Source organism: Deefgea salmonis, assembly GCF_020531905.1.
Lineage (GTDB): Bacteria > Pseudomonadota > Gammaproteobacteria > Burkholderiales > Chitinibacteraceae > Deefgea > Deefgea salmonis.
Genome location: NZ_JAJAWG010000008.1, coordinates 24253 through 49136, shown reverse-complemented (window position 1 = coordinate 49136; position 24884 = coordinate 24253). Strand labels below are relative to the sequence as shown.

Below are 24884 nucleotides of genomic sequence, written 5' to 3'. Positions count from 1 at the left end.
AGCGTATTCACGCTCAATTACAGCTGAAATAAATAAAACCCTTGGTGGTGCAATGCCGCTAATGCGGTGGCCGGATCAAAACTGACATTGTCGTTGCCAATGCTCAATGTGCGGGTCCGTAGGAAATAGACTTTTTCATAGTCTTTGTCGTCAATGGGTAATTGGCTTTGATCGACATCGAGATCGACTGGCAAAACGAGGCACTTACTCGGGTTGCTCATGCTTTTAAAAATATTCACTTCCACGTTCAGCTCCTTATTGCCATTGCGCTGTTGAGCGCATTTCAGCTGGGGTTCAATTTTGGCGCAATTTGCCGGTAAAGCCTAGCTTTTTTAGACACTTTCTTGGGTTTAGTCAGCATGATTTTAGCGACTTATCCACAGGTTTTTTCTTGAAAAAAGCTTGGTCTTATTGGTTTTTATTTTAAATTAGTAGTAATAAATAAGGGCTCGAGCTAGCTGTGGATAAGTACTTATTGTGTATGACTTACAAATACTTAGTGAAAGCATGGTTTTGGTATATTTGCGAAAAATAAGGGTGCTGTTTTTGGTGATGAATTTAAGCCCCTTCCTCAAATAATCGCTTACACCCAAATCATGCCCAGCAAACCCACGCTTAATTCACCTACTTATCCCCAATAAATTCACAAGAAACCCGCGAATAAATATTTATCCACAGGGTATTTATTGCGGGGCAGCAGCCAATAAGGCGCAGACGTAGATACACCACCAGCGTATTTTTATACCGATGGCATCACAAATAATCGGAATGAAATTTGAGCTATGCTGATCAAGGCTAAGTCAGTCAGCAATCAAGGGGAAGCCATGATGGTAGGGCCAGAAAAATCGACCCTCAGTGGTGATTTATCGTGAAAACCATATTAGCGCTGCAGCAAGCGAGCACACCGCCTGTAATGAATGAAATGAAGCAACTTGAGCGTCATGCGCGACATATTCATTCTGGCGATATTGCCGTCGAACAACATCAACCGATCATGACCTTATTGGGTTCATGTATTTCGGTGTGCTTATTTGATCCGCAACTCAAAATGGCGGGAATGAATCATTTTATGCTGCCTAATTTTGGCGCACGTGCTGGACAAGATGTGGATTCATTACATTCAGGAATGGCGTCGATGGAGTTATTAGTGAATGCTTTACTCAAACAAGGCGCAAAAAAAGGCCGTTTGCAAGCAAAGGCCTTTGGGGGAGGAAATTTAGTGCCGAGTGCAGGAAAAAAAACCATTGGTGAAACTAATATTGAATTTACGCACCAATGGCTCAGTGCCGAAGGAATTCCATTATTGGCGAGTGATTTGGGCGGCAATTGCGCCAGAAAAATCGTATTAAATCCGACTTCTGGCGAAGTACTATGCCGGCAAATCCAACCACAACAAATCCAAAAACAACAATTAATTCAAGAAGAAGAAAACTATAAAGCCAAATTAATACAATCATTAAATCAAAGAAAAATTGATTACTGGTGATGATTGCTATAGTTACCCTCGTGGCCAATGTAATTGCACAAAAGCCCCCATTAAATCGGTCGCACCGGTCCAAAAAATCTGAATCCCAAGACAAAACAAAATAAACGCCGAAAGTCGTAGAAAAATCACCGACCCCGTCGCTCCGACCCATTTCAATAATTTATCTGCATAGCGATAACACCAATACACCGAATACGACGTAATCGCCACGGCAATCACACTGGCAATTGGCATGGTAAAGGTTTCAATCCCGGACGATTTAAAGCTCGCCCCCAACGTAATGGCGACGGTAATTGAGCCCGGTCCCACTGTAATAGGAAAAGTCAGCGGAAAAAACGCCCTTTGACGTAATTCCTCAGAACTGGGTCGATTGCCATCCAGTGTTGATACGGCATTGGGCGCATGGGTATCGGCAGACATTAATTGCCAACCAGCAGTTGCAACTAATAAGCCACCACCCACTCGAACAATCGGCAAAGAAACGCCAAAAAACTCCAATACATAAATGCCGATAAACATACTAAATACCAGCAAAATAAAGCTATATACGCCGACTCGCTTAGCTAAAATAATCCGCTCGTCTTTGGTGTAACCCTCAGTTAATACCAAAAAAATCGGCGCATGGCCGGGCGGGTTTAAAATTGGCATTAAAGCGGCAAAAACCAGCAGTAAACTACCAAAAAAAGAAGATAAATAAGGCAACATAATGAATTAGGCTATTGGCTTAAAAGATGCTTTATCTTAGTGCTTCACGCCACGAAAGGATAGTGAGCATCTTGACCATCAGCCGATCACTGATCTGCATCAGTTTCTTGCCTGTATCTGCTCAGCCCATAATGTCGCTTCGTGCTGGGCGGCTTTGACGGCATGCGGCGATATATCCAGTACCTGACACAGGTGACTAAGCACATTAAATTGCTGCGCTTCGGCAGCCGACGCCAATTGTAAATACACAAAATAAGGCCCAGATCGCGCCAACAAAGCCTCACTCACCCAACGCGGCACATGCAGCGCTTTGAGCAATTCGGCGAGAGTTTGCTGCAAAACGCCCTCCATTTGTGAAAGCACCCCAGTCAAAAAAACTTGCTGACGCTGATGACGATCTAAATACGTTTGCGCCAAATTGTGCATGAATCGGCCACGGCGCAACGCGCCTTGTCGCAGCGCTAAATCACAATCGGCAGCGTCGCTTTGGCTATTGCGCATAAACAACAACCACCGATGCAAAGCGCCACGACCAATCAGTAACAAGGCTTGTTCAGCGCTGCCAATCTCATCGGCAACGTGGGATTTGGCCATGCGCAGTAATTTATACAATAACACCGGATCGGCAATTAATGCCTCGACCAAGATTGCGGTGTCCGCTTCTTGTTCAATTAAATCGAGCAGATGCTGAACTTGACCGCGCAAAGCGGCGATGGGATTGACTCCCCAAGCATCCCGCGCACTGATAAAAGGCCCTTGAAAAAACATCACTCGCTCCGCGTATAAGGTCGATTCCCAAACGCAGTCGAAGGCTTCATAAGAGTCAATATGGCACGCCAATAAAGGCCAGTGCGTTTGCGCGATGGCTTTGGCGGCAATATCCGGTAAAAAAACCCATGCTTCATTCAAATCAAGCACCAGCAAATCAATCTGCGCGATCAGCGTTTCCATATTCGGATTCAGGCATTCATGCGCCAAAATCCCAAACATCAAACCGGTTTTGCGCAGCGCAACAATCTGTTGATAAATAACCTCCGTCACCGGCTCATCACCAAAACGCAGCACCAATACACAATGCCGTCCATGCAAATTGGTAAATTGCGCATCCGAAATATGCGATGCCTCAAAATGCACCAAGGCAAAACGATGCCCCAATAAGTGCAACAACGACAAATTAAGTAATTGGCTAAGCAAGGCCTGATCGTATAAACGCCGCATCGCATGACCGGTATGCACGCGCTCGGTAATGTTCTTTTTCAGCATAAATTCATGCCCGACCACCCGCTCCTGTCGATTGACGATGCTTTCACGACAGATAATGGTTTTTTCTTCTGGATGCTGTGTTGGCATTTCTGCATCGCTCAGCCGAGGCGATAAAGCATTAAGACGTTCAAATGCCGCCAAATCCGACTCGACTTTGGCGCTTTGAAATAGATGATGAAAAAAGAGTGGCAGCATGGCAACCTCAAGGTGGCCATTGAGTATAGAAATTGAAACCGCAATGCACCATAGAATAAAAGCAGTGCACCGCAAATTGCGCAAGCCCCACTATTCATGAGATAAATAGTGGGTATATCTCGCTATCAAATATAAATAAAAGCCTACAGGCTTATACTGCTGCAGATTGTAGTGTGGTGACTTCAACCAGCACATTGTGGTTAGCATCCGACATCCACAATTGGCCATCTTGAATGGTGCACTGCAACTGCATGGTCCGCGCGGTCATTTGGGTTAACTCGGCCAAAGTATCGCTTGGAATGCTCAGCACATTTAAATGCTCAAAACGCGTCAGCGCATTTTTAATGCCATCCCACCAAATATCCACCACTCGGCCACCGTAGGCATAAATCCAAACTTCATTGGCACGGCCACAGCCTTTTTTGATGCGTTTTTCATCGGGTAAGCCCAACTCAATCCACGTCTCAATCGCACCGGTTAAGTCTTTTTGCCACACATCCGGCTCGTCGTCAGCCGAAAGGCCGCGAGTTAATTCCAATGATTCACTGGCATGGCGCGCAAAAGCCACCAAACGCAACATCATGCGCTCGTCAGTTTCCGAAGGATGGCGCGCAATTGTGAGGGCATGGCTTTGATAATAACCACGATCCATATCGGTAATATTCAGCTCGGCTTTGAATACCGTTGATTTAATTGCCATTGATTGTCGTCCTTATGAAGGCCGACAGTGTAACGGAATCTGCCCAAATCGGCGTGAGCAACAAAATCCACGCCTATTTTTAAAGCGCGGCACTCAGCGCCATTTGTCTCTTTATGTGCATAAAATCGGCGATTCATCTTATTTCAATAATTGATCGCTACCTTAGCGTTTATTTCCAGCATCGGAACGCCTATGTATGCCAGCCGCGATCGCCTTATCTTATTAGACGCCGATGGCACTATTATCGATGCATTTAGCGCCATAGAAACCGCATTTAGCTTGCATGGTATGCAAATTGGCGATTTGGAACGCTTTCAAAAAAGGCGCAATTTATTCAAATATCTGGGTGGACTCAAAGAATTTCCACGCAACCTAGCCAAAAGCCTCGGCAATTCCAATCGCAAAGAACTCATCGCCACCCTGACCGACATTTACCGCGAACAAGCCATGCTCTACCCCAGCATCGCGCCTTTATTGCAGCAATTGCTCGCCACACCGGGCATTAAAGTCGGTCTGGTGACGCGCAACGTGACGCACGAGCCGGCGATCACTCTGGCCCGCCTGTTTGCTCGGCATGATTTAGACATTCAACAATTGGATTTTTTTAGCTGCATTGCGCTCAAAACGCCGAAAAACGTCTATTTCAGCACCGCACTGAATCAGCTGGGCATCAACCCCGCTCGTGCCTTTGCTTGTGGTGATGAGCATAAAGATTATCTGGCCATGCAAGCGGCCGGCGTGAATCCCTTTATGGTGTCCTACGGCTTTGAAGATCTACAACGGCTGACACTTAAATACGCGGTGCCCGAAGTGATTATTTCACGCACCCCAGAAGAGCTCGGCGCACGAATCCGGCATGCATTTGATTTGCCAAGTGGCTAAATCAACGCAAGGGTATTTTGCTATAAGGTATTGCCAGCAAATCCTTATTAATAATAGCTTGTAGATAAATACCCAGCATAATTTACATTGCAACGTAGCAATTGAATACACGCATCGGGATAAAAAAATGGCCTGCAAAGCAGGCCATTGTGATAAGACAGATTAAACGCGCAATAGCGCGATTTTAAGCGGGTGCTGACCATCCGATGTTGGGAAGTCGCTATCGGGCTTAATCCATTCCATGCTGCTGATAGGGCGGCCAGCTTTAGCCGCAGAGCGCTCGAGTTGATCGAGCCAAGCATCGCGTGACACTTGGGCGACGTTATTGCAACAAATCAGCGTACCGCCTTCGTTGGTCGACAATAGTGCTGGCTTAAACACCGAGGCGTAATCATTGACTAAATCAACCACGCCAAATGGGCTTTTTGAGAAGCGGGGTGGATCGAGCATCACCAAATCAAATTGTTGTTTTTCCAATTTTGGGAACGTTGGCATGCGTTTACCGCGCACCATCGTCGCCTGACCTTTACCCGACAATTGATTTAATGCGGCAAAAGCATCCGATTGCACAAAGCGCACGCGGATTGGCAAATCATTGAGTTTGGCGTTGTCTTTACCCACCAATAAACTCGATTCAGCAAAATCAATATTCACCACATGGCGTGCACCCGCTTTAGCGGCTGCAATCCCCACGCCGCAGGTGTAGGCAAATAAATTGAGCACGGATTTACCCGCCGCTTCTTGCATCACGCGGCGACGGCCGGCGCGTAAATCTAAAAATAACCATGGATCTTGGCCGTTGTGACGACCTTGAATGCGGTAATTCACCCCTAGCTCTTGGGCAATGCGTGGCTCGTAAGCGATGATTTCTTCGGCTTCGGTCAGGCGATTCATCACCCGCGAATGGCCGTGGCTGCGGTCGTTATAAACCAGCGCGCATGCGGGATAAGTGCGGGCATAAAACGCTTCGATTTCGGCGTATTGCTCAATCGACAAAGCGCGGTGGAAAGTTTGAATCAGGATTAAATCGTTATAACGATCAATCGTTAAACCCGGTACGCCTTCAATACTGCCGTGAAATAAACGGTAAGTATTAGTTTGCTCGGCGGCGAGTTGAGTAATTAAGTCCGCGCGGTTGGCTAATGCGGTATCAAGTAAGGAAAACAACGGTTCTTGCATCATATCAGTCATGGTCTATCTCAATTAAATGGTAATCAGTCGATCAGTAAACCGCGCCACCCGCATCAATGCCGGCCATCAACCGCAGCTTACTTATGGTTTATTCTTGGCTTGGTTTACGGGCGCGCTTGGCTTTGGCGGGAACTACTGCCGCTGCCGCTTCATCGGCGACAGCTACTTCAGCGACTTTCCTGCTGCGCTTGGCTTTGGCTGGAACTACTGCCGCTGCCACTTCATCGGCGACAGCTACTGCGGCGACTTTCGTGCTGCGTTTGGCTTTGGCTGGAACTACTGCCGCTGCCACTTCATCGGCGACAGCTACTTCAGCGACTTTCGGGCTGCGTTTGGCTTTGACCGGTGCAACTTCAAGTTCGCTGCTCGCTACGGAGATGGCTTTAGCGGCGCGTTTTTTGGGCGCTTCAGCGGCATCCACGATGGATGCTACTGCGTCAACCTTGGCTTTACTCGCTCGTTTGGCTTTCACCGGCAGCGCTTCATCGGCGATTGCAACCGCCACTTTAGGCTTGGCCACTTTACCTTCAGTGGGGCTAACGGCGGCTTTTTTAGCTTGAGTCGCTGGTGCGCTTTGCAAGTAATTGATGACGCCCAAGCCGGCTGCGCGGCCACTACAGAAACAAGCGGTGAGTAAATAGCCACCGGTTGGCGCTTCCCAATCGAGCATTTCACCGGCGCAAAATACGCCGGGCGCTGGCTTAAGCATCAGATTGTCGTCCAAGCCAGCAAACATCACTCCGCCGGCGCTGCTAATGGCTTCATCAATCGGGCGCGGCGCCACAAGCGTGATGGCCAATGATTTAATCGCCGCCGCCAATTTTGCCGGTTGCATAAAGTCTTCTTTACTGACGAATTCACGCAATAAGCCGGCTTTAACGCCTTCAATCCCTAACTTGCGGCGTAAATGATTGGCCATTGAATCGGCGCCACGCGGCAACGATAATTCTTCAGTCACCCGCGCCAACGATTTTTGCGGTACTAAATCCAGCCACAACGTTGCGCTACCGTGCTCGGCAATATCATCTCGCAATTGGCTAGACAGCGCATACACCAAGCTACCCTCAACGCCGCCTGCGGTGAGTACAAATTCACCGACTTTTTTTGCATCATGCGGGCGAGTTGCTGCCGCCACTGATTTGAGCGGGCTTCCGGCAAATTTTTCGCTTAAATGCGCACTCCAAGCCACGTCAAAACCGCAATTAGCTGGCTTTAAAGGCGCAATATCCACGCCTTGCTCGGCCAATAATGGCACCCAAGCGCCATCAGAGCCCAGTTTGGCCCAGCTGCCACCGCCTAGAGCCAACACCACGGCATCAAATGTGCGCTGCACTTCTCCTTCTGGATTGGCAAAACGCAATGCTTGGTTTTGATCCCAGCCTAACCAGCGATGACGCACATGAAACTTAACGCCACTGGCTTTAAGCCGCGCTAACCACGCGCGCAATAATGGCGCGGCTTTCATTTCTTTGGGGAATACCCGCCCGGATGAGCCGATAAAAGTTTCAATGCCAAGTTCATGCACCCAGCTAGTGAGTGCATTGGCATCAAACGGCGCAAGCATTGGCGCTAGGTCTTGGCTGGCTGCGCCATAGCGGCCTAAAAACAGCGCTGAATCTTCAGCGTGCGTAATATTCATTCCGCCAACGCCAGCCAATAAAAATTTACGCCCAACTGAGGGCATTGCATCAAATAATTCAACTGAATATCCCGCCGCAGCAATCACTTCAGCAGCCATCAAGCCCGCAGGACCGCCACCAATAATGGCAATAGAAGGAGTGGCAGTCGATTTTTTCTTAGGCATAGGAAATCCAAACTCAATAGCAATAAAACGCGAAGGCTCTCTTATACCGAAATTCACCGGCTAAGACTGCACAATTTGCTGTTTTTACGCATTTTTTACCAGAAAAAAAATCGGCTCAGATGGCGATTAACCGTGATAAGACACCGATCAAGCGATTTGCGGAGACAAAAACCGCGTTAACTCGGCTAAAGGTAGGGGTCGAGAGAAGTAGTAACCCTGTATTTCATCGCAATGCAACTGCGCCAAAACCGCTAAATGCGCTTCGGTTTCAACACCCTCAGCAATCACGGTTAGGCCCAAATTATGTCCTAGACGAATAATGGCATCGACAATGGCGGCGTCTTGATTACCGGATACCAGATTGCCAACAAAGCTCTGATCGATTTTTAATTTATTAATCGGAAATCGCCTTAAATAGGACAGGCTGGAATAACCAGTACCAAAATCATCAATCGACAGCATCACCCCTAAATTGCGTAATTGCTGCAATAACTCAATCGTATGATCGGCATCTTGCATCACGACGCTTTCAGTAATCTCGAGCTCTATCCACGCTGGATCAACCGCGGTGGTGTGTAAAACTTGGCGCACCAAAGACAAAAAATGCGGGTGTTGAAACTGCCTAACCGAAATATTAATCGCTACAATCAGTGGCCTGCCAGCGTCTTGCCAAATCTTGGCTTGCAGGCAAGCGGTTCGCAAAATCCATTCACCCATCGGAATAATCAATCCGGATTCTTCGGCCAAGGGAATGAATTCAATCGGTGAAATTAATTGCCCTTGATGATGCCAACGAATTAAGCACTCAACGCCAACAATTTTTAATGAATCAATATCGGCTTGGGGTTGAAAATACAACTGTAATTGATTGCGCTCAATCGCATAGCGCAAATCCGCCTCAAGTGCCAAACGCTCTAAGGCACGTGCATTCATTTCTTGATCGTAATAGCGCAAGGCATTGCCACCTTGCTGCTGCGCTTGCTCGAGCGCGGCGTCCATATTTCGGATCAAAGTCACCGCATCGCTGCCATCTTGCGGATAAATGGCACCGCCCATACTCAAAGTTAAAAATAATTCATGTCCCGCAATCAAAATACCAACTTGCAACGCGTCGTGCAGTGCTTTAGCCAGCAACTCCGGAGGCCGGTCTTCGCCGCGCAAATCCAATAAAGCGGCAAAATAAGAACTTTCAAATCGATATAACACACCACCAAACTGCTGAATAATCGGCTGCAATCGGGCGGTGACGGCGACCAATAATTCATCACCCGCCTCATAACCCAAACCGCCTTGTACTCGTTGAAAACGATCAATCGCAATCAAAATGACGGCATACGGCGTATCACCCAAAGCGGTGATATCGGCTTCAAAAACGCGTCGATTGAGCAGGTCGGTTAAGCGATCATGGCGTGCAGCATGCGCTAATTTTTTTTCAGCGCGCTGACGCGCATGAATGTAATACGCAACCAAAATCGCAATCACTACAATCGCCAAGCTATACGCCAGCACCAGCTTGATCATCACGCTCACGTCACGCAAAGAATGACGACTCGCGGTTTCGATTTCTTGACTCACGTCGACAAAGGAATGATCTAATTCAGATAAAAATGCATTGGTATCGATCGCACTCTCCACCAAAATCGCCCGCGCCTCATCGGTATCCACCGGTTTGGCTTGCATGGCTTGCTCTAAGCGAATCGCTAATAATTTGGCATTATCATCTAAAGCCATAATCGCGAGGTGTCGAGGATGTTGGTGGCGCTTAGGGTGAGATTGCTGCAAAAGCTGAGTTAATGCCAACTGATTATCAGCATATTTTTTTTTGAACTGTGCTTGATTAAGACCATACGCAAAGTACTGATTCATGATGACTTGGCGCTCAGTCACCTTGGTTTTAAGCTCACTGATCGTGCGTAAAATCGGTACGGATTCATTGACTAAGGGCTGAATGACGGCATTCACTTGCTTGCCGCTATAAAACACCACAATGCTCAGCAATAAGCCAAGACCAATCACCAGCGCAAAAAAGAAATACACGCCAAATTGAGAAACCAGTGGTTTTAACCATTGGCAGCAGCGTCGAGTCAAAGAATGACGCATTTGACCTACTTATGAAGAAAGGATGTATGTTTTTTATAGCGTATAAGTTGAAACAGCGCAGCAATGTGCGCTGTTTCTTTACGTCAAATTAACGATGTGATGGCGCATGTTGTAATAAAGAGGCATCCGCATTGAGTGAAAGACTCAAATGCCGCTCGTATTGCTTCAAAATATCCGCCAACACTTCAGATTCGACCAAAGATTGCACGTCATAACCTTTGCGCCCGTCGGTAAAATAAGTCGTCGGTTCAAACGTTTCGGCTTGTTCTGAGGTCGGTAAAGCGGTATTAGCTAAAGCAAAATCAGGCACCTGTTTTTGCGTGCAGGCCACACCATAAACAAAATCACGCAACTGATTTTGTATGACTTCGAGCTGCACTTTATCGTCACTAATGCGCTCAACCTTCGCTTCAACCCCATTTTTAAGTAATTCTTCGGCGATTTTTTCCATCGCGGGTTGCACCGTATCACTTAAAAAAGCCCGAACATCTTGCTGCGTAGGCTGACGTAAAATCTGCACCAAGCGTGAACGCCAACGCTGCCCATTCCAAAAATTACTCGCATGCGATAATTTTTGCCGTGCATGCAGTTCATCGGCTCGCAAGCCCTTGAGCAAACTAAAGCACAATAACAACATCACCACAGCAAAAGGCAGCGCAGCAACAATCGTCATTGATTGCAAGGCTTTTAAACCGCCAGCGGTCAATAAGCAACCGGCGACCAAGCCCAAAATCACCGCCCAAAACAAGCGTTGCCAAACGGGAGACTTCGTATTGCCACGACTCGCGATATTGTCGATCACAAAAGCGCCAGAATCGGCCGAGGTGACAAAGAAAATCGCAATCAACACCAAGGCAACGACTGAGCTCAAGCTAGCCAGTGGCAAATAATCGAGGAAGGTAAACAACAGTGCATCGACATTACCAGCACTGGCCCCCAGCGCCCCCATCGCGGTATGGGTATCGACCCAAATAGCGGCATTGCCAAACACCGTCATCCACAAGAAATTAAACGTTGCTGGAATCACCAAAACCCCAACAATGAATTCGCGGATGGTGCGACCACGCGAAATCCGCGCGATAAACATGCCCACAAACGGTGCCCAAGAAATCCACCAAGCCCAATACAAAATGGTCCAACCTTGGTACCAATTCTCTGAATTGGCTGGTTCATAGGTAAAGTTACGGAAAGTCAGTTGCACAATATTGGCTAAATAATTGCCAATATTTTCACTAAAACTGCCCAATAAATAGAGCGTCGGGCCAACCACTAAGACAAACAGCATCAGGAAAATAGCCAGCGATAAATTAATCTCGCTTAAGATTCTCACCCCTTTACCTAAGCCGGATGCGGCCGATAAACCCGCCAAACCGACCACCGCAGCGATCAAACCCAATTGCATCGGCAGGCCCGCAAAGTCCCAGCCGGTGACGTGAGTTAAGCCAGCGGACAGTTGTAAAACACCATAACCTAGCGTGGTTGCAATCCCGAAAATCGTGCCGCACAGCGCAAAGACATCGACCGCATGACCCCATGGGCCATTAATACGATCTTTTAAAATGGGATAAAGCCCTGAGCGCACCGTTAGCGGCAGATTGTAACGAAAGCCAAAATAAGCCAGCACCAGCCCAACCACACCATAAATCGCCCAAGCATGAATCCCCCAGTGAAAGAAGGTCATCAGCATGGCTTCACGCGCGGCCGAAGGCGTGCCAACGACGGCCGTTGGCGGCGCAATCAAGTGCTGTATTGGCTCGCCCACCCCGAAATACATTAGCCCTACGCCCATACCTGCAGCAAAAAGCATGGCGATCCACGATGAAAAACGAAACTCGGGCTCGGCATCATCCGGCCCTAAGCGAATATTGCCGTATCGGCTAATCGCGATACCAATTAATAAAATAACGAAAGCGGCAACCGCTAAAGTATAAAACCACGAAAAATACGCGGTGATCCAGCTCTTACTTGAAGAAAAAATGTACTCAGCTTGGCTAGGCGCAAGCATTGAAAATAACAATAGCACCACCACTAAAGCCAAACTAGGTAGCACTACCGGCCAGCAAAAGGTCGTTCGTGTTGATATGGTAGACGTCTTCATCCACTACTCCTTTTCATTTTCAGAAAAAACACCATAACATGCTGAACTTGATCAACCCAGCCAAATATGCACATCTTTGTAAGGAAAAGCAGGGTGAAATTAAAAAATTACCAACCACATTCAGTATGAAAAAATCATGTTTTAAACACAAAAAAGCCGCACTAATGGCGGCCTTGGTAAGACGAAAACCCAATCATTGGATCAAACATGAATACGCCTAAATTTTGACGTTGCGTCACATTGATCAAGCAACAATGCAGCCCAGGGTTTGGGAAACTAAACATCAACAGACCCTAGTAATGCGGCGGGATTTCATCCAAAAGACTGCGTCCAGATTGCTCGGGGCCTACACTGCGTTCTTGTAAGTAACGCATTTGTTGTTGCAAATGATCTATTTGCTGCTGTTGCTGCGCGATGATTTGATTTAAATCATCGAGTAATTCGTCTTGCAATACAAGGCGGATTTCTAATTCGGTGATGCGCGCTTCCATAATCACTCCAATAAACTTCAAGATCGCTTTGATGATACTCGCTCAGCGCCAGATCTTATTTTTAAATCCGCAATAGCCAAAATCAGCCAGTCACGGCAAGATCGTGCTTATTAACGACGAATCCATCCTTTCCAATGACCATTCAATTTCAAGGTATTAATCTTTACACCCTGCCAGAAGCACGCGATCAAGCGCCACAACTGCATGCCCGCATCGTTGAAGTGCACGGTGATTGGCTGATTTTATTTGGCAAAAAAATGGCCTTCACTGACGATGCCGATTTGGTGGCGATGCTGCGTGAAGCCAATCAAACCACACCGTCCATCTTTAGCAGCAAAACGGGGTTTAGGGAGCAATGGAACAGAAAGTGTACTTAAGGCTTTTTCTTGAGCCATTACAAATCATCTGCTGGATTTCTTAGCGGTCGAAGCTCGCCCCGTGCAACTTCATCTGGCACTGCAAATGAATACCGCCCCAGCATATTGATATGCTCCCAGCCCAACGGTGACAACCGTGCGACGTCTGCATCCAGCATCGGGTAGCCTTGTTGTTTGAGCTGTTTCAGTGCCGCCGTCATATAAATCGTATTCCACAGCACAATCATATTGACCACTAAACCCAACGCACTCAGTTGGTCTTCTTGGCCTTCACGATAACGCTGGCGTAACTCACCCCGTTTTCCGTGAAATACCGCACGCGCCAAACTATGTCGGCTTTCTCCTCGATTGAGCTGAGTCAGTGTGGCACGGCGTTTTGATTCATCATCAATGTAGGTCAGCATATGCAGCGTTTTTTCCAGCCGACCAAATTCGGCCAGAGCTTGCGCCAAGCGGGTTGGTCTATCCCCAGTTTGCAAAGTGCGCATAATGCCGGTGGCCGGAATGCGGCCAAGCTTGAGCGAGCCGGCCAGCCGTAACAAGTCATCCCAATGTTCAGTAATCAGCTCCAATTTGACCGATTGTTTGGCCAGCCCATTGAGTTGGCCATAGTCCGCATCTGGACGCGAGCGCCAAAAGCGGGTGCCACCTACATCGGCCAATCGTGGGCTAAAGTGGTAGCCCAACAGACGAAACAGGCCAAAAACCACATCGCTGTAAGCGCCGGTGTCGGTCATGATTTGGGTTGGTTGTAATTCGGTTTGCTGTTCGAGTACCACGGCCAGCAAAACCAGGCTGTCTCGCAACGTGCCTAGTACGGTGATGGCATTTATCCCTGAAAACTGATCTGAAATCATGTTGTACCAGGTCACGCCTCGACCCGAACCAAAATACTTCGGATTGGGACCTGAATGAACGGTGCGCACCGGCACGACAAAGCGCATGCCATCGGCAGAAGCGACTTCACCACCACCCCACGTTTGAGCCAATTCAAGTTGGCTCTGCATTGAAACCAAAATGGCATTGGCTGCGGCCAAGGTGTCATCACGAATATAATTTTGGCTCACCCAAGACAGCCGATCACGCCGTAAGGCCGGTATGTCTGCTCGAATCAATGGCTCCAGCCCGGTATTGCAAGCATCTCCCAGCAAGACCGCGCATAAGCTGGTGGCAAAGTTATCGGCACGGGCATTGCGTTCGGAAACATGCGCAAAGGCACTGGTAAAACCTGTACGTGCTGCTACTTCCAGCAAAATCTCCGGCAGATCGACACGTGGCATCAAATCGGCTACTGCGGCACGCAGTTGCAACAAAGAGGGTGGTTCGTCCAGTTTGTCTAACGCCCCAAGTGATAATTCGGTCTTGCCATTGTCGGTTTCGGTCAGCTGAATGGCTGGATTCTCTGGCAAGCGTTTTGCAACCGCCAGCCAAGTCGCATCTACTTCTGCGATGAATGCGTCCAACGTGGGCTTGGCTTCGATGGTCAAGCCCAGTGATCGACATACAATGGGGCGTGCCGCCAGCCATTCCGCACCATCGAGCAAACCAAGACGTGGGTCGGCATAGCGCCAACTGGGTGTGACATACACATCCCGACGGCATAAGGCCGTGCGTAGTTCATCGAGTACGCAAAATACATAGGCGCGCATATCCAGCGCACCGTCTTTACCAAATATATGCTTTTTCCAAGACTTACCCACCACATCTTGTGGTGCATCGCTTTCTGCCTGTTTGCGCTTCAGGTTTTTGTGTAGCCATTCCAGACCCGCAACGACGGCTTTACCCGTTGGATTGGCACCGAAATGCAAGCGAGCCAATAAGTCCGGCAGGAAGCGACGGACACTGCGATAACGGTCGTCCAGCGCATGAAGGAATACATCATTGGCCGGGCGAATGAGTGCATTAACTTCTTCCAAGGCTTTTTCTAATTCGGCACGTGGCAAACTGGTAAATAATTCGGTGCGCAATGCACCATCGGCAATGGATGCATCCAACACCATCTGGCAGGCAACGGCCAGCGTGGCCGCTGAGCGATCCAAATCTTTCAGCGACCGCAGGCGTGCTTTTTTATCCGCATTTTCCGCACGGCTAAAAATGTCGCGTAACAGGGCTTCTAAAACTTCCAGCGCATCATCATGCGATGTCGCTTCAAGGCAAACAGCGAAAGCCACCAGTGTGGCCAACTGTCTAGCCGGTGGTAATCGGTTAATCGCAGTCACTTTGGCTGTGTTGGCGAATCGTGCCAAAGCCGCAATTCGACTGGGCGGAATATGCGCTGCGGCTGGCAGCGTAATGCCGAAACCGCGTACTTCATCAAGTCGGAGCAATGCTTTTACTAGTGAAGGGCCGCTCACCATGACGGGGCCAGAACGGATCTGATCCAATCGTGAGCCGCGATTGCCCTCTTCAACAGTCAGCAGTTTTAATAGTTGCTGGCGTTGTTGCTCGGTCACGCTGCGCCCCAGCGTGTACCAAAGACGTTCCTCAACCCGACTGCGTAATTGGGCGATAAAGCGCTCCAATACACTAACGCCGGGCAACAAGACTTTGTGTGTGAGTAGCCAAGTTGTGGCACGTTCAAATAGCACGCTTGGTCGGTCAGTCCCCGTCCAGCACAGTGCGTACAACCACCGGCTCAAACGAAAACCAACACTACGATCGGCAAAGTAACGATAGCCATAGAGATTCTGAATCTCAGTGAGATGCCGTAATCGTTGTCGGGTGTCTGCATAATCTTTAATGCAGGCAATATCTGCAATGTTTAGCTGACGGCCAAGCAACTGAATAACGGCAAGTGGTACCGCTGAAAAATCGTCGGGAAATGTGCCCAGATAACGAACGCTGGTGAGCTGTGTTGCATAGCCGAGTCGGTTATGATTACCCCGCAAAGGCCGCAGATTATTGTGGTCGTCATCACTCAAATGAAAGTAGCGTTCCAACTCTTCGCAACTGGGTGAGCCGACATAACGGCCAAAGCCATCGCGTTGTTCTTGAGTTAGAAAGCCAACTGGCATTGATTACAACGTCTCCGCACAAAAAACAGCAGGGGTTACAATTCTTGTCCGTCCGATGTGGCCTCGCTGCAATAATCCAGCACGCCGATCACCGGTAACCAAATAATCCACATCGCCTGCCAGTGCCATCGCCAGTAAAAATGCATCATCGGGATCGTCGGCTTCGTGCTCAATGGTTAATCGCTCCAGAACAATAGCGCGTTGCAAATTATTGAGCATTGCCCCCACTTTGGCCGGTTGCAATACCGCTTGCAGTTTTGAGTATCGGCTGGCGCGGCGGATTTCATCCAGTTGCACCCGCGAAGTCACAAGCTCAAAACGTGCGGCACGCCAGGCCCGATAAATCATATCGGGTGCACCGTGCGGAGAAATCAATGCACTGAACAAAATATTGCTATCCAAAACGACGCGCATTAACTTTGACGTGCCCAATCAAGTGCTTCATCAACCATTGAGTCTAATTCAGTCTCGCTGACATTGGCATTAGCCGCTTTGGCTTGTTCAGCGGTCAACTCCAAAATATGCGCTTGTACTGCATCTTCGATGAAGCGCGACAAGTCGCCCTTTCTGCCGCGCCCTTGGCTGGCAAGAAACATACGTAAAGCTTGGTCGGTCGTGGCAGAAACCGCCACATTCCAGCGAGTGGTTTGCATGGTGCACCTCCGTTGATTGTGTTTATGTGTTTTTACACCTATACACCCATAAATGCAATGTCAAAGTGTCGGATAACACTTGTTTGCCGACTGGTTACGATGTCCGATGAAAATGAGAGGAGAAACCGCCAATTAAATAGGAAAAAATGTACGGAAAACTATGTCGCAATCTGCTATTGTACGGAAATACTGAAAGTGAGGTTTTTCGTATATGTTTGTGGGCTACATGCGGGTTTCATCTGAATCAGATCGCCAAACTACCGACTTGCAACGTGATGCACTGCTGGCGGCAGGGGTTGATGCACGCCACTTGTTTGAAGATCATGCTTCAGGTGCAAAAGATGATCGTCCAGGATTGGCCGAAGCTCTGGCCTTCGTTTGCCCTGGAGATGTGTTGGTGGTCTGGAAACTGGATCGTCTTGGCCGGTCGTTGCCGCACCTGCTGACCATCGTGAATACACTAAAGGAAAAGCAGGTTGCTTTTCGTTCTCTCACTGAAGGCATGGACACCACAACCGCATCGGGAGAATTGCTGTTTCATGTCTTTGGTGCTCTGGCTCAATACGAGCGCGCCTTAACCAAGGAGCGCGTTGTAGCTGGACTGGCGGCGGCTCGGCGTCGTGGCCGTGTTGGCGGCAGGCCTCCCTCAATTGCAGGTGAAAAGCTGGAAGCTATTCTGGTTGCGCTAAAAGGCGGAATGTCCAAGGCTGCGGTGTGCCGGAATTTTGGGGTAAAACGGACAACGCTGATTGATACACTGGCAAGACTTGATGCTCATACTGGAATAATTGAGGCTTAAGTTCACTTTCTGTTCCATTGCTCCCTAAACCCCAAAACCGCCGCAGCGGATTTTCTCGACCTACATGCCAGCGCTTTTGCCAGTATCTCGTGTTGAAACGCTGAGTTTGCACGCTCAGCCACCAATCCATCACTCGTGGCTGAGCGCTTCCCGATGCTAACGAGCGCGTGGTTTTTTCACTAATGTGGTACTCGGTTTAGCCGATTGCGGGCGGTTAGCCGTCGCCGCTGCTTTGGGTTTTCCTGCCGTAACGCCACGGGGTATTGCTCGCTGACCGTTGTTTGTCGTAGTACGCGCGCCATTACTCCTATTGGGTATTTTACCAACCGAACCCGGGCCACCGCCACCACGCGCATTGCCCTTCGGCACCGGTCGGGCTTGCATCGCGCGCTCTTCGGGCGACTCCATTGGAATCAGCTGTTTCGGGCTATTGCCAATCAAATCAGCACGGCCCATCTCGCGCAGCGTTTCGCGTAGTAGCGGCCAGTTTTTTGGATCGTGATAACGCAAGAACGCTTTATGCGCTTTACGGCGTTTTTCATCACGAATCACGTCGACTTTTTCCGAGCTGCGATGAATTTTCTTCAATGGATTGCGCTTGGTATGCCACATCGTCGTGGCCATTGCCATCGGCGTTGGCGTAAACGCTTGCACTTGGTCGGGGCGGAAATCGTTTTTCTTCAGCCACAGCGCCAAGTTCAGCATGTCTTCATCCGACGTTCCCGGATGCGCGGCGATAAAGTAAGGAATTAAATACTGCCGCTTGCCGGCTTCAGCGCTAAATTTATCAAACATCGCTTTGAATTTTTCAAAGGTGCCGATGCCCGGCTTCATCATTTTGGACAACGGGCCTTCTTCGGTATGCTCCGGTGCGATTTTTAAATAGCCCGACACATGATGCGTGACCAATTCTTTGACGTATTCCGGTTGCGTCACGGCCAAGTCGTAACGCAAACCCGAGCCAATGGTAATTTTTTTCACGCCCGGAATCTTACGCGCTTTGCGATACAGCTGAATTAGGCTGCTGTGATCGGTGTTTAAATTCTCGCAAATACCGGGATAAACACAGCTTAAGCGGCGACAAGATTTTTCGATTTTTGGGTCTTTACACGCCAAGCGATACATATTCGCCGTCGGCCCACCCAAATCGGAAATATGCCCAGTAAAGCCCGCAGTTTTATCGCGGATTTCTTCAATCTCGCGCAATACCGAGCCTTCACTACGGCTTTGAATAATCCGCCCCTCGTGCTCGGTGATGGAGCAGAACGTACAGCCGCCAAAACAGCCGCGCATGATATTGATCGAAAACCGGATCATATCCCACGCTGGAATCACCTGCTGGCCGTAGCTCGGATGCGGATTGCGCGCAAAGTATTGATCAAAGGCGTAATCCATCTCCGCCGTTTCTAGTGGAATCGGCGGCGGATTCATCCACACATCTCGTTCACCATGTTGCTGCACCAAGGCGCGGGCATTACCCGGATTGGATTCCAAATGCAAGGTGCGGCTGGCATGCGCGTAGCTGACTGGGTCATAGGTGACCGTTTCAAACGACGGAATCCGAATCACCGTGCGGCCGCGCACTTCGCGGCGCGCAGCAAGGCGCGCTTCACGAGAAACCATCTGGATAACTTGGGGAGTTGGGATTGGGGAGTCGGGAGTATTGCCTTCAACGCCTTGCTGTTTATCTTCTTCAGTCGCATACGGGTTGATATGTTGATCAACCTTGCCTGGAATATCCACTACCGACGAATCCAGCTCAACCCAACCGGCAGGCAACCAGCCTTTTGGCGCTAAAAAAGCCGTACCGCGTACATCGCGGATTTCGCTCATTTTTTCGCCGGCGGCAACGCGCTGCGTGACTTCAACCAAGGCGCGCTCGGCATTGCCGAACAGTAAAAGATCGGCTTTAGAATAAATCAGCGCCGATTGGCGGATTTTATCGCTCCAATAATCGTATTGCGCGATACGGCGCAAGCTGGCCTCGATGCCGCCCGCCATAATTTGCACGCCCGGATAGGCTTCGCGGCAACGTTGGCAATATACATTTAGCGCGCGATCGGGTCGTTTGCCCGCCATGCCGCCAGCGGTGTAGGCATCGTCTGAGCGCGGCTTTTTATCCGCCGTATAGCGGTTAATCATCGAATCCATATTGCCCGACGTAACACCGAAATACAGCCGCGGCTTGCCAAGCTGCTTAAACGCCTCGGCCGAGGTCCAATCGGGTTGGCTAATAATGCCAACGCGAAAACCCTGCGCCTCGAGTAAACGCCCCAACAGCGCCATCCCAAAACTCGGATGATCAATGTAGGCATCGCCAGTGACCAAAATAATGTCGCACTCATCCCACCCTAGCGCATCCATTTCTTTGCGGCTCATCGGCAAAAAAGGTACAGGTTGACGCGGCGTCACGCCTGCGGGCAAATCATAAATCGGGGAATGAGAGGTATTCATGCTGATCACAAACAAGGCTAATCGCGCATTGTCGCAGATTTTTGCTGGAATGCAGAGCTAAACCGCGAGTTTTTTGTCTCGCTACGAAACGAAAAACCTTAATGTTTTTAAGGATTTAAGTATTTTTCAGGCCCTTACTCCAATCTCTGTCATCCCCTTCATCAAAGTGATGAACGCAAAGCCAAGCACCACATGATGCATCTTTGTATTTCAAGACCATTCTTTGTTTTTAGTAAAGTTAAATGTCAGCAAAAAATGGAACTATACTCAGAAAAAAGTGACTTATTGCCACAATTGCTGACAAAAGCGATTAAATTTACTCGTAATTTCATTTTTTACTTCTGGAGTTAATGGATATGAAAACTAAACGCTTACTACTTCCTCTGGTTTTATCGTCGGTTTTGGCCGTTTCTTCGGCCTGGGCTGCCGATGATCACGGTGGTGAAGTGAAACCAGAGCCCTATGCCGTTGGCAAAACGATGACTAAGGCAGTGCAAGCTAGTATTACGCCAGAGCAAGCCATTACCATCCTTAAAAATGGCAATACCCGCTTTAGTGCAGGCAAAGCCATTACCCCAGATTATAAAAAACAAATCACGCAAACTGCGCTGGGCCAATATCCACTGGCCAGCGTGGTATCGTGCATTGATTCGCGCTCAGCACCTGAATTAGTGTTTAACCAAGGAATTGGCGATTTGTTTACGGCACGTGTAGCAGGCAACACGGTGAACGAAGATATTTTGGGCAGTCTTGAATATGCCGCTAAAGTGGCCGGTTCACGCGCGATTGTGGTACTGGGCCACACCAGCTGCGGCGCAATTAAAGGCGCGTGCGACAACGTAAAAATGGGCAATTTAACCGGTTTACTCGATAAACTGATGCCAGCAGTCAACGCCACCAAAACCACTGGCGAGCGGAACTCTCACAATCATGAGTTCGTGCAAGATGTGGCCGAACTGAATGTGCAGCAAACGGTTGAAAAAATCCGCCAAATGAGCCCGATTCTGAAAGAAATGGAAGAACAAGGCAAAATCAAAATTGTTGGTGCAATGTACAACACCAGTAATGGCCAAGTAACTTGGTATTGAGCCACAGCCCTTAACAAAAAAGCCCTAGCGGTATATACCCTAGGGTTTTTTATGTCTTCCTTTTTTCTATTCAGCAAAAAACTCAACGTTTAAATAGCAATGTCATCCCGTCGCCCGCTGGCAACATGGCGTGCTCGACACGAGGATCATCACGCAGTTGCCGATTAAAATCATGCAAGATTTGCACGCTGGCCGGATGATGTGGCTTGGGATGAGCGACACGGCCACCCAAAAACATATTATCTAAAATAATCAAACCGCCCGGGCGCACCAATTCCAAGGCAAAATCATAATATGTTGGATAAAACGGCTTATCGGCATCAATCAACATGCAGTCAAACGTGCCTGAGTGACCTTCCGCGACTAAGGTCTCCAAGGAAAATACCGCCGCTTGCAATTTAAGCGTGATTTGCTGCTCAACACCGGCTTTTTTCCACCATTCTTGGGCAATTTTGGTAAATTCTTCGACCAAATCGCAGGCAATCACGCGCCCTTCTGGCCCCATCGCCAACGCAGCAGCGATTGAGCTATAGCCGGTAAATGTGCCCACCTCGAGGTATTTTTTAGCACGAATTAGGCGCAATAAAAAAATCAACAGCGCACCTTGCTCTGGTGCAAACTGCATTTTTGCCACCCGATGTTGGGCAGTAAAATCACGCAATTCACCTAAAATAGCCGGTTCGCGCAAAGCGGTATCGAGGAAATATTGACGCATTTCGTCGTTTAAAGACAGCGTTTCGCGAGACATAATACTCATTCATTACAGCAAAGAAAGTCATTATACCGTGTGAACTCGGCGCTGTTGACGTTTGGTTTTTTTGCCGCTCAAGGTCCTAATGCAGCACACGCGCTTGCAGTCGGGCCAGTTCGAGCTGTGATTCAATGTCTTGCAAACGTTGACTCGCATTTCGACTCAAGCGTAACCCTGAGTTTTGCTCATGCCGGTTGCTGCGAATGAGCGCATGTAAACGCTTATGAAACTGCAAAGCTTTGGCCGCGTCTCCTTGCTCAAGATAGAGCAAGGATAAAATCTCATACGCTTCAATACTCAGTAAAATTTGCTGATGTTGCTCGCTCAAAGTGCAGGCGGTTTCTAAATATGCGACCGCATCAGCATACTCACCCAGCTTGATAAAGGTGCGCGCCAACGCCAATAAAACATGGCTCTCACCCCAAGTATTATGATGCTGGTGATGAATGGTATACGCTCGGCTTAAGTATTCTTGCGCCAGACTAAACTGCGCTTGCTCAAAATAAATCATGCCTTGATAAAAATCCGCCTCACCCAACCAAGAAGGCCGATTCAAGCCCGCATCAAATGCCGCCCTTGCTTTATTTAATGCATTTAACGCCGTCTCATAATCTTGCAAACGAAAAGCATCAGCGGCAATGTTTAGGCCAATTTCAGTATCAAGCTGAATCAAATTGAGCGAGTTGGCGATAGTTTGCGCCATGCTATGACAATGCAAAGCTCGGGTATATTCTCCCAAGCCAAAGAAGAACTTACCTACACCGATATACGCCCGTGCCGCAGCATAAATATCTTGGCGTTCACTGGCAATCTCCAGTGATTTTAACCATGCATCCAAAGCGCGGTAATACGCCAAACTATCGTAATAAATCTGCCCTAACCGCCAATATGCCGCAGCTAAATCTTGCTGCAATTGCTCGCGTTTTAAATAGCGAATTAATTCATTTTGTAAGCTAATCGCAGGCGCTTTATTCGGTCGCAGTTGTAAAACCCGCACCTTGGTTTGCATCGCCAGCGCAATAACCGCAGGCATGCGCATGGCTTGTGCCTCGCTAAGCATGATTTCTGCCTGCGCCAAAGCATTGACGTCATCATGAATGGCGAGCGCGGCAATGGCGTTGCTGCGCGCCTGATGTTGATTGAGCTCAGGCATGGCCGCCAATCCGAGCAAAACGCACGCAATTGCGCCCGCTGTGTTTAGCGGCATACAGCGCCTTGTCAGCACGGGCCAATAACTCGGTGGCACTTTCACCATATTGCCACACGGCACCGCCCAAACTAATCGAGACTTGTAAACCGATTTGCAATTCTGACCAATTAAATTGCTCGATTTTTTGCCGCATTCTTTCAGCAATTTTATTGGCAATGGCGGTGTCGATATGATGCACAATCAAGACAAATTCTTCACCACCATAGCGAGCCAGCATATCGTTCTCGCGCGTTAATTGAGACAGCACATCGCAAGCAGTGCGCAATACCATATCGCCAATATGGTGAGAAAAAAGATCATTAATTTGTTTGAAATGATCAAAATCAATCATGATCGCCAATAAATTGCCTTGCTCTTCTTGCGTTAAACGCAGTAAGTCCGGCAAACGCTCATCCAGCGCTCGACGGTTATAAACGCCAGTCAAACTATCGTGGTACACCGCACTTTCTAGCGCTCGCAAGCGGCCAACTTCCTGATCACGCTGCTGTTTCAGCTGGTTTACTTCCAGCTCAGAGCTGAGCAATTTCAACTTCATCTCAACATTTTGTAAGCGGCGTTGATCTGTGGCGCGAAATTGACTGGAGTCTTTGAGTTTTTGCAGCTGCATATAATGATCGTGGTAAGCAATATGATGTTGCATGGCGCTCACATCATCACCTTGCGCTTCATAGATCAGAGAGAGCTGATAATGAATATCTTGTAACAGATGAATATCTTTAAATTCATCGGCTAAGTTCAAAGCTTGCCGCAAATAAGTTAAGGCCGATTCAGGCTGATCAAGGCGAAAACTTAATTTACCTAAACCCAATAAATTAACCGTTTGCCCCCAAAAAAACCCCGCCTGAATATTAATTTGACACGCCATTTGCAAGCAATCGAGCGCCTGAGCTGACTCGCCTTGTTCGACGTGAATTAAGCCCAAATAATTATAAATTTCGGCCTGCCAATCACGCCGTAACGGCAAAATCAGCTGCGATTGAGCCTCTTGCAATACCGCATAAGCCAAAGGAAATTGCCGTAAAGACAGCAAGGTGGCACTTAGGTGTAGCCGCGTTTTGCAGCGTAAATCCTGATCTTCCGATGCATCGGCCCATTCACGGGCCAAGGCTAAATAATGCAATGCTTTGCTGTGCTCGCTGTGTTGCACATACAAATTACCCATGCCTAAGTAAGCTTGAGCGTAGAGCATGTATGAATTATCTTGCATGGCCGCTTGTAAGGCATCGAGATAAGCCAAAAAAGCCGCATGATGCTGGCCCAAGCTTTGTAATGCATTGGCAATGCCAATCCAGCTTTCGGCAACCAACGGATTGGCCGCGATAACTTTGGCTTGGCTGAGGGCTTTGCGTAAGATGGGCAAGGCGGTTTGGGCGCCGGATAAAATAAGTGTGGCTTGGCCTTGCAGCAAAGTCGCATGCGCCAAACTGGCAACATCGTCGGCCAAAGCGAGTTGCAACGCCTGCTCGGCCAAGGAAAGCATTTGCTGGCAATCACAACGATACTGCTGACGTGCCGCACGTAGTACCGCCTCGACATCGGTCGATACATGACTAGATTTAACTTTAGCCAATTAATACACCACCTAGGTATTAATAGCTAAGGGTTTGCATAGATCAATCACAG

21 protein-coding genes are annotated in these 24884 nt (G+C 48.6%); 5 read left to right on the top strand and 16 right to left on the bottom strand.

Features of this window, described 5'->3' with window-relative positions:
- Positions 1-17: 17 nt before the first annotated feature.
- A complete protein-coding gene (locus LG219_RS12020) occupies positions 18-245 on the bottom strand; it encodes a hypothetical protein (RefSeq protein WP_226764726.1) in 228 nt (75 codons plus the stop codon).
- Between the two features lie 623 nt (positions 246-868).
- Between LG219_RS12020 and LG219_RS15315 the strand changes: the two genes are divergently transcribed.
- Positions 869-1486, top strand: a complete 618-nt coding sequence (locus LG219_RS15315) for a chemotaxis protein CheD (protein WP_226764725.1) — start codon at positions 869-871, stop codon at positions 1484-1486.
- A 12-nt stretch (positions 1487-1498) separates the two neighbouring features.
- Here the strand turns inward: LG219_RS15315 and LG219_RS12010 are convergent, their stop codons facing one another.
- From LG219_RS12010 to LG219_RS12000, 3 genes are all read right to left on the bottom strand, one after another.
- Complete coding sequence (locus tag LG219_RS12010; protein WP_226764724.1) at positions 1499-2191, bottom strand: MarC family protein; 693 nt, start codon at positions 2189-2191, stop codon at positions 1499-1501.
- A 99-nt stretch (positions 2192-2290) separates the two neighbouring features.
- Complete coding sequence (locus LG219_RS12005; RefSeq protein ID WP_226764723.1) at positions 2291-3649, bottom strand: EAL and HDOD domain-containing protein; 1359 nt, start codon at positions 3647-3649, stop codon at positions 2291-2293.
- A gap of 151 nt (positions 3650-3800) precedes the next feature.
- Positions 3801-4349, bottom strand: a complete 549-nt coding sequence (locus tag LG219_RS12000; protein ID WP_226764722.1) for a YaeQ family protein — start codon at positions 4347-4349, stop codon at positions 3801-3803.
- A gap of 192 nt (positions 4350-4541) precedes the next feature.
- On the opposite strand from LG219_RS12000, the gene LG219_RS11995 reads away from it, so the two are divergent.
- The gene (locus LG219_RS11995; protein ID WP_226764721.1) at positions 4542-5231 is read left to right on the top strand and encodes an HAD family hydrolase; all 690 of its coding nucleotides are present in this window, start codon (positions 4542-4544) and stop codon (positions 5229-5231) included.
- 162 nt (positions 5232-5393) lie between these two features.
- Here LG219_RS11995 and LG219_RS11990 read toward each other — a convergent pair whose 3' ends face one another.
- The 5 genes from LG219_RS11990 to LG219_RS11970 form a co-directional block, all read right to left on the bottom strand.
- Positions 5394-6422 (bottom strand): class I SAM-dependent rRNA methyltransferase, encoded by a 1029-nt coding sequence (locus tag LG219_RS11990; protein WP_226764720.1) that lies wholly within the window; start codon positions 6420-6422, stop codon positions 5394-5396.
- A gap of 88 nt (positions 6423-6510) precedes the next feature.
- A complete protein-coding gene (locus tag LG219_RS11985; protein WP_226764719.1) occupies positions 6511-8226 on the bottom strand; it encodes a TIGR03862 family flavoprotein in 1716 nt (571 codons plus the stop codon).
- 147 nt (positions 8227-8373) lie between these two features.
- A complete protein-coding gene (locus tag LG219_RS11980) occupies positions 8374-10326 on the bottom strand; it encodes a putative bifunctional diguanylate cyclase/phosphodiesterase (RefSeq protein WP_226764718.1) in 1953 nt (650 codons plus the stop codon).
- An 88-nt stretch (positions 10327-10414) separates the two neighbouring features.
- Positions 10415-12424, bottom strand: a complete 2010-nt coding sequence (locus tag LG219_RS11975; RefSeq protein WP_226764717.1) for a BCCT family transporter — start codon at positions 12422-12424, stop codon at positions 10415-10417.
- Between the two features lie 293 nt (positions 12425-12717).
- Positions 12718-12915: a SlyX family protein gene (locus tag LG219_RS11970; protein WP_226764716.1), complete on the bottom strand. Its 198-nt coding sequence runs from the start codon at positions 12913-12915 to the stop codon at positions 12718-12720.
- A 134-nt stretch (positions 12916-13049) separates the two neighbouring features.
- Between LG219_RS11970 and LG219_RS11965 the strand changes: the two genes are divergently transcribed.
- Positions 13050-13292: a hypothetical protein gene (locus LG219_RS11965; RefSeq protein WP_226764715.1), complete on the top strand. Its 243-nt coding sequence runs from the start codon at positions 13050-13052 to the stop codon at positions 13290-13292.
- Between the two features lie 17 nt (positions 13293-13309).
- Here LG219_RS11965 and LG219_RS11960 read toward each other — a convergent pair whose 3' ends face one another.
- The 3 genes from LG219_RS11960 to LG219_RS11950 are packed head-to-tail and all read right to left on the bottom strand — an operon-like array spanning position 13310 to position 16959.
- Positions 13310-16306, bottom strand: coding sequence for a Tn3 family transposase (locus LG219_RS11960; RefSeq protein WP_226764714.1), 2997 nt, complete (start codon positions 16304-16306; stop codon positions 13310-13312).
- 3 nt (positions 16307-16309) lie between these two features.
- Positions 16310-16720, bottom strand: coding sequence for a putative toxin-antitoxin system toxin component, PIN family (locus LG219_RS11955; protein WP_226764713.1), 411 nt, complete (start codon positions 16718-16720; stop codon positions 16310-16312).
- Entirely contained in the window at positions 16720-16959 is a 240-nt protein-coding gene (locus LG219_RS11950) for a ribbon-helix-helix domain-containing protein (protein ID WP_226764712.1), read from the bottom strand. Before LG219_RS11950 ends, LG219_RS11955 begins: the two co-directional genes overlap by 1 nt.
- Positions 16960-17170: 211 nt before the next feature.
- Here LG219_RS11950 and LG219_RS11945 point away from each other — a divergent pair, with 211 nt between their 5' ends.
- A complete protein-coding gene (locus LG219_RS11945; protein WP_226764711.1) occupies positions 17171-17758 on the top strand; it encodes a recombinase family protein in 588 nt (195 codons plus the stop codon).
- A gap of 156 nt (positions 17759-17914) precedes the next feature.
- Here the strand turns inward: LG219_RS11945 and LG219_RS11940 are convergent, their stop codons facing one another.
- Positions 17915-20212, bottom strand: coding sequence for a YgiQ family radical SAM protein (locus tag LG219_RS11940; RefSeq protein ID WP_226764710.1), 2298 nt, complete (start codon positions 20210-20212; stop codon positions 17915-17917).
- Between the two features lie 356 nt (positions 20213-20568).
- Between LG219_RS11940 and LG219_RS11935 the strand changes: the two genes are divergently transcribed.
- Positions 20569-21300 (top strand): carbonic anhydrase family protein, encoded by a 732-nt coding sequence (locus LG219_RS11935; protein ID WP_226764709.1) that lies wholly within the window; start codon positions 20569-20571, stop codon positions 21298-21300.
- An 82-nt stretch (positions 21301-21382) separates the two neighbouring features.
- On the opposite strand, the gene LG219_RS11930 is transcribed toward LG219_RS11935, so the two are convergent.
- The 3 genes from LG219_RS11930 to LG219_RS11920 all read right to left on the bottom strand — a co-directional run bounded on the left by LG219_RS11930 (position 21383) and on the right by LG219_RS11920 (position 24831).
- Positions 21383-22057 carry a class I SAM-dependent methyltransferase gene (locus tag LG219_RS11930; RefSeq protein ID WP_226764708.1) on the bottom strand — a complete coding sequence of 225 codons (675 nt, stop codon included), beginning with the start codon at positions 22055-22057 and terminating at the stop codon, positions 21383-21385.
- Positions 22058-22133: 76 nt separating this feature from the next.
- Positions 22134-23204, bottom strand: coding sequence for a tetratricopeptide repeat protein (locus LG219_RS11925; RefSeq protein WP_226764707.1), 1071 nt, complete (start codon positions 23202-23204; stop codon positions 22134-22136).
- Positions 23197-24831: a GGDEF domain-containing protein gene (locus LG219_RS11920; RefSeq protein ID WP_226764706.1), complete on the bottom strand. Its 1635-nt coding sequence runs from the start codon at positions 24829-24831 to the stop codon at positions 23197-23199. Before LG219_RS11920 ends, LG219_RS11925 begins: the two co-directional genes overlap by 8 nt.
- Positions 24832-24884: the final 53 nt, after the last annotated feature.